At 73.6% G+C, this 15,552-nt stretch carries 13 protein-coding genes; 3 read left to right on the top strand and 10 right to left on the bottom strand.

The window, feature by feature from the left end; all coding sequences use genetic code 11:
* Positions 1 to 10: 10 nt before the first annotated feature.
* Positions 11 to 793 carry an SIS domain-containing protein gene (locus AB0L89_RS18715; RefSeq protein WP_365142062.1) on the bottom strand — a complete coding sequence of 261 codons (783 nt, stop codon included), beginning with the start codon at positions 791 to 793 and terminating at the stop codon, positions 11 to 13.
* 159 nt (positions 794 to 952) lie between these two features.
* Between AB0L89_RS18715 and AB0L89_RS18710 the strand changes: the two genes are divergently transcribed.
* Together AB0L89_RS18710 and AB0L89_RS18705 are read left to right on the top strand one after the other, a co-directional pair.
* Positions 953 to 1,645 (top strand): metal-dependent transcriptional regulator, encoded by a 693-nt coding sequence (locus AB0L89_RS18710; RefSeq protein ID WP_055702402.1) that lies wholly within the window; start codon positions 953 to 955, stop codon positions 1,643 to 1,645.
* 642 nt (positions 1,646 to 2,287) lie between these two features.
* Positions 2,288 to 3,151, top strand: coding sequence for an alpha/beta hydrolase (locus tag AB0L89_RS18705; RefSeq protein ID WP_365142059.1), 864 nt, complete (start codon positions 2,288 to 2,290; stop codon positions 3,149 to 3,151).
* A gap of 18 nt (positions 3,152 to 3,169) precedes the next feature.
* Here AB0L89_RS18705 and pdxH read toward each other — a convergent pair whose 3' ends face one another.
* On the bottom strand, positions 3,170 to 3,808 hold the full coding sequence (gene pdxH, locus AB0L89_RS18700) for a pyridoxamine 5'-phosphate oxidase (RefSeq protein ID WP_365142676.1): 639 nt from the start codon (positions 3,806 to 3,808) through the stop codon (positions 3,170 to 3,172).
* A 353-nt stretch (positions 3,809 to 4,161) separates the two neighbouring features.
* On the opposite strand from pdxH, the gene AB0L89_RS18695 reads away from it, so the two are divergent.
* Positions 4,162 to 5,262, top strand: a complete 1,101-nt coding sequence (locus AB0L89_RS18695; protein WP_365142057.1) for a citrate synthase 2 — start codon at positions 4,162 to 4,164, stop codon at positions 5,260 to 5,262.
* 141 nt (positions 5,263 to 5,403) lie between these two features.
* Here the strand turns inward: AB0L89_RS18695 and AB0L89_RS18690 are convergent, their stop codons facing one another.
* The 8 genes from AB0L89_RS18690 to AB0L89_RS18655 all read right to left on the bottom strand — a co-directional run bounded on the left by AB0L89_RS18690 (position 5,404) and on the right by AB0L89_RS18655 (position 15,296).
* Positions 5,404 to 5,994 carry a TetR/AcrR family transcriptional regulator gene (locus AB0L89_RS18690; protein ID WP_365142055.1) on the bottom strand — a complete coding sequence of 197 codons (591 nt, stop codon included), beginning with the start codon at positions 5,992 to 5,994 and terminating at the stop codon, positions 5,404 to 5,406.
* The gene (locus AB0L89_RS18685) at positions 5,982 to 6,716 is read right to left on the bottom strand and encodes an enoyl-CoA hydratase family protein (protein WP_365142053.1); all 735 of its coding nucleotides are present in this window, start codon (positions 6,714 to 6,716) and stop codon (positions 5,982 to 5,984) included. The genes AB0L89_RS18690 and AB0L89_RS18685 overlap by 13 nt, the downstream gene beginning before the upstream one ends.
* A 49-nt stretch (positions 6,717 to 6,765) precedes the next feature.
* Entirely contained in the window at positions 6,766 to 7,944 is a 1,179-nt protein-coding gene (locus AB0L89_RS18680; protein WP_365142051.1) for an acyl-CoA dehydrogenase family protein, read from the bottom strand.
* Complete coding sequence (locus tag AB0L89_RS18675; protein ID WP_365142049.1) at positions 7,941 to 9,848, bottom strand: biotin carboxylase N-terminal domain-containing protein; 1,908 nt, start codon at positions 9,846 to 9,848, stop codon at positions 7,941 to 7,943. Before AB0L89_RS18675 ends, AB0L89_RS18680 begins: the two co-directional genes overlap by 4 nt.
* Before the next feature lie 27 nt (positions 9,849 to 9,875).
* Complete coding sequence (locus AB0L89_RS18670) at positions 9,876 to 11,480, bottom strand: carboxyl transferase domain-containing protein (protein ID WP_365142047.1); 1,605 nt, start codon at positions 11,478 to 11,480, stop codon at positions 9,876 to 9,878.
* Positions 11,481 to 11,526: 46 nt separating this feature from the next.
* Positions 11,527 to 13,236 (bottom strand): acyclic terpene utilization AtuA family protein, encoded by a 1,710-nt coding sequence (locus tag AB0L89_RS18665; protein WP_365142045.1) that lies wholly within the window; start codon positions 13,234 to 13,236, stop codon positions 11,527 to 11,529.
* Positions 13,233 to 14,069, bottom strand: a complete 837-nt coding sequence (locus AB0L89_RS18660; protein ID WP_365142043.1) for a TIGR03084 family metal-binding protein — start codon at positions 14,067 to 14,069, stop codon at positions 13,233 to 13,235. The genes AB0L89_RS18665 and AB0L89_RS18660 overlap by 4 nt, the downstream gene beginning before the upstream one ends.
* A gap of 123 nt (positions 14,070 to 14,192) precedes the next feature.
* Positions 14,193 to 15,296, bottom strand: a complete 1,104-nt coding sequence (locus AB0L89_RS18655; RefSeq protein WP_365142041.1) for an EamA family transporter — start codon at positions 15,294 to 15,296, stop codon at positions 14,193 to 14,195.
* Between the last annotated feature and the right edge of the window lie 256 nt (positions 15,297 to 15,552).

The raw sequence follows: 15,552 nt of genomic DNA, 5'->3' as shown, positions 1-15,552 counted from the left end.
CGGGGCAGGCCTAGTGCCGGTAGAAGATCCGGTCGCCGTACTCCTGGAAGACCCGGCCGTTCCAGTCGTGGCCGCCGTCCACGTTCCCGGAGCGCAGCAGCGGCGGCTGGACGCCGCGCGCGGCCAGGCGCTCGATCGCGGCGGCGGTCATGGCCTGCATCAGCGCGTTCGTGACGACGCTGGAGGCGGGGCCGAAGGGCGCGTCGACGCCGTCGAGGGACAGCTCCGCGTCCCCCACCGCGATCTTGGAGTCGACCACGACGTCGCAGTGGTCCTTGAGGAAGGTCCCCGAGACGTGCCGCGACTTCGTCCGGGTCGCGTACGCCACGGAGGTCACGCCGATGACCTTCAGGCCCAGCGCGCGGGCGTTCATGGCCATCTCCACGGGCAGCGAGTTCCGCCCGGAGAGCGAGATGATCACGAGTACGTCGCCGGGGCGGGCCGGCGAGGAGTCGAGGACGGCGCCCGCGAGGCCGTCGACGCGCTCCAGGGCGGAGCCGAGGGTGGCGGGCATCACGTCGACGCCGACCACGCCGGGCACGGCGAGGAGGTTGATCAGGGCGAGGCCGCCCGCGCGGTAGACGACGTCCTGCGCGGCGAGCGAGGAGTGCCCCGCGCCGAAGGCGAAGAGACGCCCGCCGGACTCGACCGCGTCGGCGAGCAGCGCGCCCGCCTCGGCGACGTGCCCGGACTCCTCGTCGCGGACCCGCTGGAGCAGGCCGATCGCGGCGTCGAAATACTGACCCGCCAGCTTGCTCTCGACGCTCTCGCCGCTTCCGCTGCTCTCGCTCATGGAGCTCATTCGCATCACGTTGCGGTCTGGACCAGCGCCCTGTCAACACCGTCGCGGCCCTGTCCCGGCGGGGTTTTCCCCCGGCACGGCACGGTTGTCGGAGGTATGCGTCAGAATTGAGGGCAGGGCCAGCGCACGAGCGAATTCTGAGGGGCACCGATGTCGGGGCTGATTGACACCACTGAGATGTATTTGCGCACCATCCTCGAGCTCGAGGAGGAAGGTGTGGTCCCCATGCGCGCCCGGATCGCCGAGCGGCTCGACCAGAGCGGACCGACGGTGAGCCAGACCGTGGCGCGCATGGAGCGCGACGGCCTGGTGGCGGTCGCCAGCGACCGCCACCTGGAGCTCACCGAGGAGGGCCGTCGTCTGGCCACCCGCGTGATGCGCAAGCACCGCCTGGCGGAGTGCCTGCTCGTCGACGTGATCGGGCTGGAGTGGGAGCAGGTGCACGCCGAGGCGTGCCGCTGGGAGCACGTGATGAGCGAGGCGGTGGAGCGCCGCGTCCTGGAGCTCCTGCGCCACCCCACCGAGTCTCCGTACGGCAACCCGATCCCGGGCCTGGAGGAGCTGGGCGAGAAGGACGGCGCGGACCCGTTCCTGGACGAGGGCATGGTCTCCCTGACGGAGCTCGACCCGGGCGCCGAGGGCAAGACGGTCGTCGTGCGCCGGATCGGCGAGCCGATCCAGACGGACGCCCAGCTGATGTACACGCTGCGGCGGGCGGGCGTGCAGCCGGGTTCCGTGGTGAGCGTGACGGAGTCGGCGGGCGGCGTGCTCGTGGGCAGCAGCGGCGAGGCCGCCGAGCTCACGGCGGAGGTCGCCTCGCACGTGTTCGTGGCCAAGCGCTGAGGCGCGGCGGCGGCCGCCGTCGGCGCCCCACGGGCGCCGGCGCCGGCCGGCCGCGGACCCGACCCATGGACGGCTGTCAACTCCCGTTGTCATAGAGGAAGTTGACAAGACTCCGTAATCTCCACGAGATCTCGCGGAGTCCAAGATTCAGTGTGTGGAATCGCAGCGGCCGAGCGTTTTGCGTGCGAGGCTGTCGCGAGAGGCATATGACCCGAGAGGCATATGCCCCGAGGGCTCTTGACCGTGGCGGCGCCGGGTCTGGCCGCACGGCCGGAGAGGGGGCAGGAGGATGTGCCCGACTGGTGGGCGTGCTCGTACCTGCGGGAGTCCGCGCACGCCCCGCGGACAGGACGGACAAGGTGAGAGCCCCGGCGCCCAAGAGCGCCGGGGCCCATCCTCCCCTGTGCTGACCCGGAGCCCCGAGCTCTCAGGGTCATTCCCCTCGGACCGGTTTCCCCGAGCGGCCCGCCTCCCGGTGAAGATCTCCCCTCGGCCACGCCGGTCAATCCTTGAGCATGGTCACCCGAACGAGGGGTGTTACCGGCGAACCGGCCGCTTTCGAAAAGGGGTTCGATAGCGTGCGGGGGTGCAGGGCAGGACAGGCATGGATCCCGAGCTGACTCCAGGGGGGTGCCAGGAATCATGGTGCGGCGCATCGACGTGACGGGCGCGGGTGGCGTACACCTCGCCGCCTGGGAGTACGCCGACCCTCCCAAGCTCAGGGAGGCCGAGCGGGCCCCGGGAGGGGTGCTGTTACTCCACGGACTGATGGGCCGCGCCTCCCACTGGGCGGGCACCGCCCGCTGGCTCTCCGAGCGGCACCGGGCGGTCGCCCTCGACCAGCGCGGCCACGGCCAGAGCGACAAGCCCGCCGATGGCCCCTACACCCGCGAGGCCTACGTCGACGACGCCGAGGCCGCCCTCGTCCGGCTCGACCTGGCGCCCGCCGTCCTCATCGGCCACTCCATGGGCGCGCTCACCGCCTGGCAGCTCGCCGCGCGCCGCCCCGACCTCGTCCGGGGCCTGATCATCTGCGACATGCGGGCCTCCGCGCTGGGCGCCGCCTCGCAGCGCGAGTGGGAGGACTGGTTCAAGTCCTGGCCGGTCCCGTTCGCCACGCTCGCCGACGTCCGCAAGTGGTTCGGCGAGGACGACCCCTGGGTGGAGCGCCCCAACCCCTCGCGCGGCGAGTTCTTCGCCGAGGTGATGGCCGAGGGCCCGGACGGCTGGCGGCCCGTCTTCGACCGTACGCAGATGCTCAGGTCCCGTGAGACCTGGGTGCACGACGCGCACTGGGAGGAGCTGGTCCAGGTCCGCTGCCCCGCGCTGGTCGTGCGCGGCCAGGACGGCGAGCTGGGCCGGGCCGAGTCCCAGGAGATGGTCCGCGTCCTGCCCCGCGGGGAGTACGCGGAGGTGGCCGACGCGGGACACCTCGTCCACTACGACCAGCCGAGCGCGTGGCGGGCCGCGATCGAACCGTTCCTGGACGGGGTCCTGACCGGGTAGCGGCGCCCGGCCCGTCCCTCAGGGGCTGAGGCGTTCGACGCGCCACGCCGCCCGGCCGGGGGCCGTGCGCACGTACCGCAGGCGGTCGTGGAGGCGGTCCGGGCGGCCCTGCCAGAACTCCACCGCCTCCGGCGTCACCCGGAAGCCTCCCCAGTGCGGGGGCACCGGGACCTGCTCGCCCTCGGGATAGCGCGCCGCCAAATCCGCGTACGCCCGGTCGAGTTCGTCGCGGGAGGCGAGCACGGAGGACTGGGCGCTCGCCCAGGCGCCCAGCTGGGAGCCGTGCGGGCGGGTGCGGAAGTAGGCGACGGTCTCCTCGCGCGCGACGCGCGCCGCCGTGCCCGTGACGATCACCTGGCGGGCCATGGGGTGCCAGGGGAAGAGCAGCGACACGTACGGGTTGGCCGCCAGCTCACGGGCCTTACGGGATTCGTAGTTGGTGAAGAAGACGAAGCCCTGCTCGTCGAAGCCCTTCAGGAGCACCGTGCGGGAGCTGGGCCGGCCCTCGGCGTCGGCGGTCGAGACGACCATGGCGTTCGGCTCGGGGACGGCGTCCCGCTCGCGCGCCGCCTCCTTGAACCAGAGCGCGAACTGGTCCATGGGCGCCGCGGGCAGCCCGTCCTCAAGAAGTCCCTCGCCGGCGTACTGCTGTCGCATGTCGGCCGGTGCAGTCGAGTCGGTCACGCGGTCATCTTGCCGTATACGAAGGGATGTCCGAGGGGGCGCAGGGCACTTCGGAGAGGTGACGTGTGGCACTGAGTGCCGCGTTCCATCGCCAAAGGTGGCACCAAGGGATATCGTCCTGCTGCCGCATCGGTTGGGTGACCACCAGCCTCACGGGGCATCACCGGGGTGAACGTTCCGGACCGCGAGTCGCCGAAATCGCCGGACCCTGGCGTTTTCGACCGTGGAACCGGACCGTAATCGCCCACTTTTGACACATGGTCATGAGCTGATCGCACCCCATCTCTCGAAACCATCATGTCGAACCCATCACGAGGAGCCGCCTGATGTCCGACTTCGTACCTGGACTTGAAGGAGTCATCGCGTTCGAGACGGAGATCGCCGAACCGGACAAGGAAGGCGGTGCCCTGCGCTACCGGGGCGTCGACATCGAGGACCTGGTCGGCCACGTCTCCTTCGGGAACGTGTGGGGCCTGCTCGTCGACGGCGCCTTCAACCCCGGCCTGCCGCCCGCCGAGCCCTTCCCGATCCCGGTGCACTCCGGTGACATCCGCGTCGACGTCCAGTCCGCCCTGGCGATGCTCGCGCCCGTCTGGGGCCTGCGTCCGCTGCTCGACATCAGCGAGGAGCAGGCCCGCGAGGACCTGGCCCGCGCCGCCGTCATGGCCCTCTCCTACGTCGCCCAGTCGGCGCGCGGCCAGGGCCTGCCGATGGTGCCGCAGCGGGAGATCGACAAGGCCGAGACGGTCGTCGAGCGGTTCATGAAGCGGTGGCGCGGCGAGCCCGACCCCAAGCACGTCAAGGCCGTCGACGCGTACTGGACCTCGGCCGCCGAGCACGGCATGAACGCCTCCACGTTCACCGCGCGCGTCATCGCGTCCACCGGGGCGGACGTGGCGGCGGCGCTGAGCGGGGCGGTCGGCGCGATGTCCGGGCCGCTGCACGGAGGTGCCCCGTCCCGGGTCCTCGGCATGATCGAGGAGATCGAGCGCACGGGCGACGCGGTCGCGTACGTGAAGCAGGCCCTGGACAAGGGCGAGCGGCTCATGGGCTTCGGGCACCGGGTGTACCGGGCCGAGGACCCGCGCGCCCGCGTGCTTCGGCGCACCGCCCGTGAGCTGGGGGCGCCCCGCTTCGAGGTCGCCGAGGCGCTGGAGAAGGCGGCGCTCGACGAGCTGCACGCCCGTCGGCCCGACCGGGTCCTCGCCACCAACGTGGAGTTCTGGGCGGCGATCGTCCTCGACTTCGCCGAGGTGCCTGCGCACATGTTCACGTCGATGTTCACGTGCGCGCGGACCGCGGGGTGGTCGGCGCACATCCTCGAGCAGAAGCGGACGGGGCGGCTTGTCCGCCCCTCGGCGCGGTACGTGGGCCCCGCCTCTCGGGGCCCGCAGGCCATCGACGGGTTCGACGAGATCGCCCGCTGAGGTCCGCCTCCGGCGGTCTTTTCCCCGGCCCCGCCCCTTCCCGGACATTCCGGCTCCGCCGGGCGGGGCTCGGCCTTCTGGGGCTCCGCCCCGGACCTCGCTCCTCAAACGACGGAGGGGCTGGATTTCCCGGCCCCCTCGTCAGCGCAGTGCCGACTCCACCAGGACCGTCCACTGCGTCACCACCCGGTCCCGGCGGGCGCCGTCGTCCGTCAGGAGGTTGGCGAGGCCCAGGCCGCGGGCCATGTCCAGGAGGCCCTGAATCGTCTCGCGGACGCCCGGCCGGGACTCGTCCGCGTTCAGGAGTTCCACCGCGATGCGGTGCGTCTCGCGGCCCACGCGGGACTCCAGTTCCGTCACCCGTGAGCCCAGCGCGGGCTCGTTCGACGCCGCCACCCACAGGTGGAGCGCCGCGCGGAAGAGCGGGCCCGTGTAGAGGTCGACGAGGGCCGCGACCACCGAGGCCCGGTCCTGCGCCGGGAGGGCGCGCAGGGCCGTGGAGCGCTGCTCGGCGACGTACTCGACCGCGGCCGTGAAGAGGTCCTCGCGGGTCGGGAAGTGGTGCTGGGCCGCGCCCCGCGAGACGCCCGCCCGCTCGGCGACCACCGAGACCGTCGAACCGCCCCAGCCGTGCTCGGCGAGGCAGGACACCGCGGCCTCCAGGAGCTTCTGGCGGGTGGCGCGGCTGCGGTCCTGCTTGGGCGCGCGGTCGGCGGCGGTCACAGCACCCATGGGCGCTCCCGTCGTTCGAGGAACGCCGTCATCCCCTCGCGCGCCTCGGCGGAGCCGAAGAGCCGCGCGGACAGGGCCATGACGGCCTCCGATTGGTCGTCGAATGCGTCGAGCACCCTAGCCGTGAGCAGCTTCTTCGTCTCGGCCAGGGCACCCGGCGCCGCCGCCCGCAGGCCGTCGAGCAGCGGTTCGAGGGCGGCGCCCGCGTCGGACCCGTACGCCGTCACCAGGCCGATCCGCGCCGCCTCCGCGCCGTCGAAGCGCTCACCGGTGAGGAAGTAGCGGGAGGCGGCGGCCGGGTCGAGGCGGGGCAGGAGCGGCAGGGAGATCACGGCGGGCGCGACGCCGATGTGCACCTCCGTGAACGCGAAGGACGCCCCCGGCCCCGCCACCGCCAGGTCGCAGACGCCGAGCAGCCCGAGGCCGCCCGCCCGCACATGCCCGTCGACGCGGGCGACGACCGGCTTGGGCAGCGCCACGACCTGCCGGAGCAGCGCCACGAACGCGGCGGGGTCCGGCGGCTCCTTCAGGTCGGCGCCCGAGCAGAACGTCGTCCCGGTGTGGGTGAGCAGGACCGCGCGGACGCCGGGGTCCTCGTCGAGGCCGTCGAGCGCCTCGGCGAGGGCGGCCAGGAGCTTCGCCGAGAGGGCGTTGCGCCGCTCGGGGAAGTCCAGGGTGACGGTGGCGATGCCGCGCGCCGGGGAGGAGACGGACAGGGGCATGGGGGCTCCTGGAAGGGGATCGGCGGGACGGGCCGGGAAGCGGCGGGACTCAGTAGGACTTGGGCAGGCCCAGCGTCTGGTGCGAGACGAAGTTGAGGATCATCTCCCTGCTGACGGGGGCGATCCGGGCCACGCGCGAGGCGACGATCAGCGAGGCGAGGCCGAACTCCTTGGTGAGGCCGTTGCCGCCCAGGGTGTGCACGGCCTGGTCGACGGCCTTCACGCAGGCGTCGGCGGCGGCGAGCTTGGCCATGTTGGCGGCCTCGCCCGCGCCCATGTCGTCGCCCTCGTCGTAGAACCGCGCGGCCTTCTGCATCATCAGGCGGGCCAGTTCCAGCTCGATGTGCGACTGGGCCAGCGGGTGCGCGATGGCCTGGTGGGCCCCGATCGGGGACTTCCACACGCTGCGTTCCTTGGCGTACGCGACGGCGCGGGACAGCGCGTACCTGCCCATCCCCACCGCGAACGCGGCCGTCATGATCCGCTCGGGGTTGAGGCCCGCGAAGAGCTGGAGCAGCCCCGCGTCCTCGTCGCCGACGAGCGCCTCCGGGGGCAGCCGCACGTCGTCGAGGACCAGCTCGAACTGCTTCTCGGCGGCCTGGAGTTCCATCGCGATCCGCCGCCGCTCGAAGCCGGGGGCGTCGCGCGGGACGATGAACAGGCACGGCTTGAGGCTGCCGGTCCGCGCGTCCGAGGTGCGGCCCACGATCAGCGTCGCGTCGGCGATGTCGACGCCCGAGATGAAGACCTTGCGGCCGGTGAGGAGCCAGTCGCCGGAGTCGGGGTCGCGGCGGGCGGTGGTGGTGATGCGGTGGGAGTTGGAGCCCGCGTCCGGCTCGGTGATGCCGAAGGCCATGGTGCGGGAGCCGTCGGCGAGGCCGGGCAGCCACTCCCGCTTCTGCGCCTCGGTGCCGAAGCGGGCGATGACCGTGCCGCAGATCGCGGGCGAGACGACCATCATCAGGAGCGGACAGCCGGCCGCGCCCAACTCCTCAAGGACGATGGAGAGTTCGGCTATGCCACCGCCCCCGCCGCCGTACTCCTCGGGCAGGTTCACGCCCAGGTAGCCGAGCTTGGCGGCGTCCGCCCACAGCTCGTCGGGGTGGCCGCCGGACTCGGCGACGCGGGTGAGGTAGTCGCGGCCGTAGCGCTTGCCGAGGGCCGCGACGGCGGCGCGCAGGGCCTGGTGCTCATCGGTTTCGAGGACGGTGCTGCGAGCGGTGCTCATGCGGACTGTTCCTCCTGTACGACGTCCTGGTCGGGCGCCTGGCCGGCGGCCCGTACGACGGCCAGCAGCGCGCCGACCTCCACCTGATGGCCCGGCACGGCGTGCAGGGCGGTGAGCGTGCCGGAGGCGGGAGCGCAGATGCGGTGCTCCATCTTCATGGCCTCCAGCCAGACGAGGGGCTGCCCGGCGGTGACCGGCCGCCCCTCGGCGATGTCCTCGGCGACGCGCACGACGGTGCCGGGCATCGGGGCGAGCAGGGAGCCGGGGGCGCGCCGCGCGGCCGGCTCGGGGAGCAGTGGCAGCGGGGTGAGCGCGGTGTCCGAGCCCGGCGCGGTGACGTGTACGCGTCCCTGCCCGTACCGCGTGACCGTGAACGGCCGCCGTACGCCGTCGACTTCGAGGACGACGAGCGTGTCCGTCACGCTGACGACGCCGACGCCCTCGGCGGTCAGTCCGGCGCGGGTGTGGTCGTAGCGGACCTCGTGCTCGGTGCCGTCGGGCTCGGTGCGGTAGCGCTTGAGGTGGGGCTGGGAGCGCAGGTTGCGCCAGCCGCCGAACCGGGAGCGGCCGTGCGCGTCGGCGAGCGCGGCGGCCAGTGGGGCGTGCGGGTCGGGTGCGGGGGCCGTGAGGGCGGTGGCGTGCCGGTCATAGAAGCCGGTGTCCATGCGGGCGCCGGTGAACTCGGGGTGGCGCAGGGAGCGTACGAGCAGCTCGCGGTTGGTGACCGGGCCGTGGACGGCGGCGCGCTCCAGGGCGCCCGCCAGTTTCCGCACGGCCTCGGCGCGCGTGGGCGCGTACGCGACGGCCTTGGCGAGCATCGCGTCGTAGTGCACGCCGATGGTGTCGCCCGCCGCGTAGCCGCTGTCCAGGCGCACGTCGCCGGGGACGTCGAGGCGGTGCAGGGTGCCGGTCTGCGGGGCCCAGCCGGCCGCCGGGTCCTCGGCGTAGAGGCGGGCCTCGACGGCGTGGCCGTGCGCGGGCGGCGGCTCGGGGTCCAGGGCCTCGCCCTCGGCGACACGGATCTGCAGCGCGACGAGGTCGAGGCCGAACACGGCCTCGGTGACGGGGTGCTCGACCTGGAGGCGGGTGTTCATCTCCAGGAAGTGCGCGCGGCCGCCGGCCACCAGGAACTCGACGGTGCCCGCGCCGCGGTAGTCGGTGACGCGGGCGGCGCGCACGGCCTGCGCGTGCAGCTCCTCGACCAGTGCGGGGGCGAGGCCGGGCGCCGGGGACTCCTCGACGACCTTCTGGTGGCGGCGCTGGAGGGTGCAGTCGCGGGTGCCGAGCGGCCACACGGTGCCGTGCGCGTCGGCCATGAGCTGCACCTCGACGTGCCGGCCGCCCTCGACGTACGGCTCGACGAACACCTCCCCGTCGCCGAAGGCACTGGCGGCCTCGGCCCGCGCTGCGGCCAACTCGGCTGCCAGGTCCTTCAGTTCGCGTACGACGCGCATGCCGCGTCCGCCGCCGCCCGCCGCCGCCTTCACCAGGACGGGCAGGTCGGCCTCGGTGACCTCGCCGAGGGGCGCGATGCCCATGAGTTCCTTGGCGCGCGTCTTGGACGCCATCGCCTCGATCGCCCCGGGCGGCGGGCCGATCCAGGCGAGGCCCGCGTCCAGGACGGCGCGCGCGAACCCGGCGTTCTCGGACAGGAAGCCGTAGCCGGGGTGGATCGCGTCCGCGCCCGCGGCCTGCGCGGCCTTCACGACGAGGTCGCCGCGCAGGTACGTCTCGGCGGGCGCGGCCCCCGGCAGGCGTACCGCCGTGTCGGCCTCGCGCACGTGCAGGGCGTCCGCGTCGGCGTCGGAGTACACGGCGACCGTGGCGATGCCCAGCTCCCGGCAGGTGCGGAAGACGCGGCAGGCGATCTCGCCCCGGTTGGCCACCAACAGCGAAGTGATCATCGGGAGTTCCTCGCAGGAGTCATGGGGTCACATCCGGAAGACGCCGAAGCCGCCGCGCGCGCCCTCATAGGGGGCGGTGTGGATCGCGGACAGGCACAGGCCGAGGACGGTGCGGGTGTCGCGCGGGTCGATGACCCCGTCGTCGTAGAGCCGCCCGGACAGGAACATCGGCAGCGACTCGGACTCGATCTGCTGCTCCACCATGGCGCGCAGCCCGGCGTCCGCCTCGTCGTCGTAGGGCTGCCCCTTCGCGGCGGCGGACTGCCGGGCGACGATGGACAGGACGCCCGCGAGCTGCTGGGGGCCCATGACCGCCGACTTGGCGCTCGGCCAGGCGAAGAGGAAGCGGGGGTCGTAGGCGCGCCCGCACATGCCGTAGTGCCCGGCGCCGTAGCTCGCGCCCATGAGCACCGACAGATGCGGCACCCGCGAGTTCGACACCGCGTTGATCATCATCGCGCCGTGCTTGATGATGCCGCCCTGCTCGTACTCCTTGCCGACCATGTAGCCGGTGGTGTTGTGCAGGAACAGGAGCGGGATGTCGCGCTGGTTGGCCAGCTGGATGAACTGCGCGGCCTTCTGGGACTCCTCGCTGAACAGCACGCCCCGGGCGTTGGCGAGGACGCCGACCGGATAGCCGTGCAGGGTGGCCCACCCGGTGACCAGCGAACTCCCGTACAGCGGCTTGAACTCGTCGAAGTCGGAGCCGTCGACGACGCGGGCGATGACCTCGCGCGGGTCGAAGGGCTTCTTCAGGTCGCCGGGGACGATGCCGAGCAGCTCGTCCTCGTCGTACTTGGGCGGCGCGACGGACACCGGGTCCGGATCGGCGTACTCCTTGCGCCAGTTGAGGCGGGAGACGACGCGGCGGGCCTGGCGCAGCGCGTCGCGCTCGTCCTCGGCGAGGTAGTCGGCGAGGCCGGAGGTGCGGGCGTGCATCTCGGCGCCGCCGAGCGACTCGTCGTCGCTCTCCTCACCGGTCGCCATCTTCACCAGCGGCGGACCGCCGAGGAAGACCTTCGCCCGCTCCTTCACCATGATCACGTGGTCGCTCATGCCGGGCACATAGGCGCCGCCCGCCGTCGAGTTGCCGAAGACGACGGCGATGGTGGGGATCCCGGCGGCCGAGGACTGCGTGAGGTGCTTGAAGAGGGCACCGCCCGGGATGAAGATCTCCTTCTGGGAGGGCAGGTCCGCGCCGCCGGACTCCACGAGGTGGATCGACGGCAGCCGGTTGGCGTGCCCGATCTCGTGCGCGCGGAAGGCCTTCTTGAGCGTCCAGGGATTGGAGGCGCCGCCGCGTACCGTCGGGTCGTTGGCGGTGATCAGGCACTCGACGCCCTCGACGACGCCGATGCCGGTGACCATGGAGGCGCCGACGGGGTAGTCGCTCCCCCAGGCCGCCAGCGGCGACAGCTCCAGGAACGGCGTGTCCGGGTCGAGGAGCAGCTCGATGCGCTCACGGGCGAGCAGCTTGCCGCGCTTGTGGTGCCGGGCGACGTACTTCTCGCCGCCGCCCTCCAGCGCCTTGCCCTGCTCGGTCTCCAGCTCGGCGAGCCGGGCCAGCATGGCCTCGCGGTGCTCGGCGTACTCGGCGCTCTGCGGGTCGAGCGCGGAGGCGAGGACGGTCACGTCCGCACCTCCGGCGGCGCGTGGTCCTCGCGGCGTTCTTCGGGGCTCACAGCAGTACCTCCGGGATGTCCAGGTGGCGGGAGCGCAGCCATTCGCCCAGGGCCTTGGCCTGGGGGTCGAAGCGGGCCTGCGCGGCCACGCCCTCGCCGAGCAGACCCTCGACGACGAAGTTCAGGGCGCGCAGGTTCGGCAGGTCGTGGCGCACGACGGTCACGTCGGCCGTCTCCGGCAGGAGTTCGCGCAGCCGGTCGACGGTCAGTTCGTGGGCGAGCCAGCGCCAGGCGTCGTCGGTGCGCGCCCAGACGCCGATGTTCGCGTCCCCGCCCTTGTCGCCGCTGCGGGCCCCGGCGACACGGCCGAGGGGGGCGCGGCGGGTGGGGCCGGACGGGAGCGGCGCGGGCAGCGGCGGCGGTTTCGGTTCCTCCAGTACGCGGGTGTCGGCGCCGACGGGGACGGGGCGCCGCTCCCCGTCCGGCAGCACGGCGACGTGCGCGACCTCGGCACGGTCCACGTACGCCGCCTCGAAGACGCCGTAGGGGGCGCCCTTGCCGGGCGGTGCCGTCACGTGGAAGCCGGGGTAGCTGCCGAGGGCGAGTTCGATCGCGGCGCCGCTGAGGGCGCGGCCGACCGCGTCCGCGTCGGGGTCGCGCACGACGAGCCGGAGCAGGGCGCTCGCGGTCTCCTCGGTCGACGCGTCGGCGCGGTCGGTGCGGGCCAGCTCCCACCGCACCTCGGCGGGCCGTGACGTGGCGCGGTCGAGGGCGTCCTCCAGCTGGGCGCGCACCAGCGCGGCCTTGGCCTCGACGTCGAGGCCGGTGAGGACGAAGACGACTTCGTTGCGGAAGCCGCCGAGGCGGTTGAGGCCGGCCTTGAGGTGCGGGGGCGGCGCCTCGCCGCGCACGCCGTCGATCCGGACGCGGTCGGGGCCCTCCTGGGTGAGGGCGACGGTGTCGAGGCGGGCGGTGACGTCGGGGCCCGCGTACCGGGCGCCCTGCGTCTCGTAGAGGAGCTGCGCGGTGACCGTGCCGACGTCGACGAAGCCGCCGGTGCCGGGGTGCTTGGTGATGACGGCGGAGCCGTCCTCGTGGATCTCGGCGAGCGGGAATCCGGGGCGGCGCAGGGTGGCCGAGGGGGCGCCGTGCCCGCGCTCGGCGAAGAAGGCGTAGTTGCCGCCGGTGGCCTGGGTGCCGCACTCCAGGACGTGCCCGGCGACGACGGCGCCCGCGAGCCGGTCGTACGCCGTGGGCGCCCACCCGAAGTGCGCGGCGGCGGGCCCGGTGACCAGGGCCGCGTCGGTCACCCGGCCGGTGACGACGACGTCGGCCCCGGCGTCCAGGCACGCGGCGATCCCGGCGCCGCCGAGGTAGGCGTTGGCGGTCAGCGCGCCGGGGAAGCGGGCGCCGAGGTCGTCGCCCTCGACGTGCGCGACCCGCGCCGGGACGCCGACACGCCCGGCCAACTCCCGCACGGCGTCCGCGAGTCCGGCCGGGTTGAGCCCGCCCGCGTTCGCGACGATCCGCACGCCGCGCTCCCGGGCGAGCCCGAGGCACTCCTCCAGCTGCCGCAGAAAGGTCTTCGCGTAGCCGCGCGCGGGGTCCTTGAGGCGGTCGCGGCCGAGGATGAGCATGGTCAGCTCGGCGAGGTAGTCGCCGGTGAGGACGTCGAGGGGGCCGCCGGTGAGCATCTCGCGCAGCGCGTCGAAGCGGTCGCCGTAGAAGCCGGATGCGTTGCCGATCCGCAGGGGGCGCGCGGTCATTCGGCGTGCCCTTCGGGGGTACGTCCCGCGGGCTCGCGTCCCGTGCCGGGTGGGCCCGCGAAGGCCTGCGCGATGTCCAGCCAGCGGTCCGCGTCGGGGCCCTCGGCTCGTACCGCGAGGTCGGACCGGTGGGCGCGCTGCGTGACCAGGAGGCAGAAGTCGAGGCCGGGGCCCGTCACCCGCTGGGCGGCGTCCTCGGGTCCGTACGCCCACACCTCGCCGGACTCCGGCGCGGTCAGCTCGACCCGGAACTCGGCGCCGGGCGCGCTCAGCCCCCGTACGGCGAAGGCGAAGTCCCGCGTGCGCACGCCGATGCGGGCGATGTGCCGCAGCCGGTCGGTGGGGGTCCTGGTCACGCCGAGCGCCTCGGCCACGTCCTGGCCGTGCGCCCAGGTCTCCATGAGCCGCGCGGTCGCCATGGAGGGCACGGCCATGGGCGGTCCGTACCAGGGCAGGCGGGTGCCCCGGGGAGCCTCGGCCAGGGCCTGCCACAGCCGCTCGCGCCCGGTCCGCCAGCGGTCCAGCAGCTCGGCGGGCGGCAGTGCCGCGCCCTCCTCGGCGCCCTCGTCCACGAAGGTGTCGGGCGCCGCGGCCGCCTTGTCGACCTCGGCGGCGAAGGCCTCCGGGTCGGTGGCGGCGAGCAGGGCGGCCCGGTCGGTCCAGGCGAGGTGCGCGATCTGGTGGGCGACGGTCCAGCCGGGTGCGGGCGTCGCGAGGGACCACCGCTCCCGGCTCGGCTCCGCCGCCGACTCCGCCACCGACTCCACTACGAGACGGTCGAGTTCCTCGCTCTCGCTGCGCAGGTCGTCGAGCACGGGCAGGGCATCGGACACGGAACGCTCCCCTCGGGGCACGGCGGTGTGCCTGGGAGCATGGCAGCGGTCGCAGAAACAAGCAAGCGTGCTTGCATGAGTTTCTGGACAGGTGCCGGGAGGGGGCGGGGGTGCGTCGGCGTGCTACGCGGCCGGGTCCGGGGCGGGGTTCGGGGCCGGGTCCGGAGCGGGGCTCGGGGCGGGACTGGGGGCGGGGCTCGGGGCCGGGTCCGTCGACGCCCGTGCCGCCTTGCGGGCCGCCCTGCCCCGGCCCACCTGCGTCCGCACCGCGCCCATGCTCGCCGCGATGACCAGGGCGATCGCCAGCGCCTCCACGACGGACAGGGCCTGGCTCAGGATGAGGAATCCGGCGACGGAGGCCACGGCCGGTTCCAGGCTCATCAGGATCGCGAAGGTGTGCGCGGGCATCCGCCGCAGCGCGAGCAGTTCGAGGGTGTACGGCAGTACGGACGACATCACCGCGACGGCGGCGCCGAGGGCGAGTGTGGCCGGCTGGACCAGCTTCGACCCGGACTCGACGATGCCCAGCGGCAGGATCAGGACCGCCGCGACGACCATCGCGAGGGCGAGCCCGTCGGCGCCCGGGAAGCGGCGTCCCGTGCGGGCGCTGAAGACGATGTACGCCGCCCACATCGCGCCCGCGCCGAGCGCGAACGCCACGCCGGCCGGGTCGAGGCCGCTGAAGCCGCCTCCGCCGCCGAGCAGGAACACGCCGCAGAGGGCGAGTCCCGCCCAGATCACGTTGACCGCGCGGCGGGAGGCGACGACGGAGAGCGCGAGCGGGCCGAGGACTTCCAGGGTGACGGCGGGGCCCATGGGGATGCGGGCGAGGGACTGGTAGAAGAGGCCGTTCATGCCGGCCATGGCCGCGCCGAAGACGATCACCGTGCCCCAGTCGGCGCGGGAGTGGCCGCGGAGCCTGGGGCGGCAGACGGCGAGCAGGACGAGTGCGGCGAAGAAGAGCCGCAGCGCGACGATGCCGACCGCTCCGGCGCGGGGCATCACGGTGACGGCGACGGCGCCGCCGAACTGCACGGAGATGCCGCCCGCGAGGACGAGGCCGACGGGGCCGAGGGCGCCGAAGCGGCTCCGGAGGCCGGTGGCGAGCGCGTCCGGGCCCGTCCCCGGGCCCGCTCCCTCGACTGCTGCCTTGGCCGGTCCCTCGGCCGCCGCGAGGGCCGCGTCGGGGGTGGCCGATGCCGGCTGTTCGCTGCGCGTGACGTTCACGGGACGAGCCTTTCCTGGTGCGGTTTCCGCCGTGCCTGAAGTCCAGTGTCCTGGACTCTACCGTCCAAGGTAGTGCACTGAGACAGGATTGTGGAGCCCTTTCACTCCTGTACGCAAACTGGCGGGGGCGCCTGGGACGGCGTCGCCTGTTGTCCGTCTCGGGGGCGGGGCCGCGGGGGTATGTGCGTACTCGCCATCCCTGCGCCCCGCCCCAAGTCCAAAGACGCCAGAGCTGGCTCGGTGCTCCGTTCGCACA

Origin of the sequence: Streptomyces sp. NPDC052114, assembly GCF_040680155.1 — a bacterium.
Lineage (GTDB): Bacteria > Actinomycetota > Actinomycetes > Streptomycetales > Streptomycetaceae > Streptomyces.
The sequence above is the reverse complement of the archived record's forward strand: the minus strand, read 5'-3'. Positions and strand labels throughout refer to the sequence as shown.

Bases quoted from the DNA above. Each gene is read 5' to 3' on its own strand.
- AB0L89_RS18715 (WP_365142062.1), bottom strand. From the start codon at position 793: ATGAGCGAGAGCAGCGGAAGCGGCGAGAGCGTCGAGAGCAAGCTGGCG.
- AB0L89_RS18710 (WP_055702402.1), top strand. From the start codon at position 953: ATGTCGGGGCTGATTGACACCACTGAGATGTATTTGCGCACCATCCTC.
- AB0L89_RS18705 (WP_365142059.1), top strand. From the start codon at position 2,288: ATGGTGCGGCGCATCGACGTGACGGGCGCGGGTGGCGTACACCTCGCC.
- pdxH (WP_365142676.1), bottom strand. From the start codon at position 3,808: ATGCGACAGCAGTACGCCGGCGAGGGACTTCTTGAGGACGGGCTGCCC.
- AB0L89_RS18695 (WP_365142057.1), top strand. From the start codon at position 4,162: ATGTCCGACTTCGTACCTGGACTTGAAGGAGTCATCGCGTTCGAGACG.
- AB0L89_RS18690 (WP_365142055.1), bottom strand. From the start codon at position 5,994: ATGGGTGCTGTGACCGCCGCCGACCGCGCGCCCAAGCAGGACCGCAGC.
- AB0L89_RS18685 (WP_365142053.1), bottom strand. From the start codon at position 6,716: ATGCCCCTGTCCGTCTCCTCCCCGGCGCGCGGCATCGCCACCGTCACC.
- AB0L89_RS18680 (WP_365142051.1), bottom strand. From the start codon at position 7,944: ATGAGCACCGCTCGCAGCACCGTCCTCGAAACCGATGAGCACCAGGCC.
- AB0L89_RS18675 (WP_365142049.1), bottom strand. From the start codon at position 9,848: ATGATCACTTCGCTGTTGGTGGCCAACCGGGGCGAGATCGCCTGCCGC.
- AB0L89_RS18665 (WP_365142045.1), bottom strand. From the start codon at position 13,236: ATGACCGCGCGCCCCCTGCGGATCGGCAACGCATCCGGCTTCTACGGC.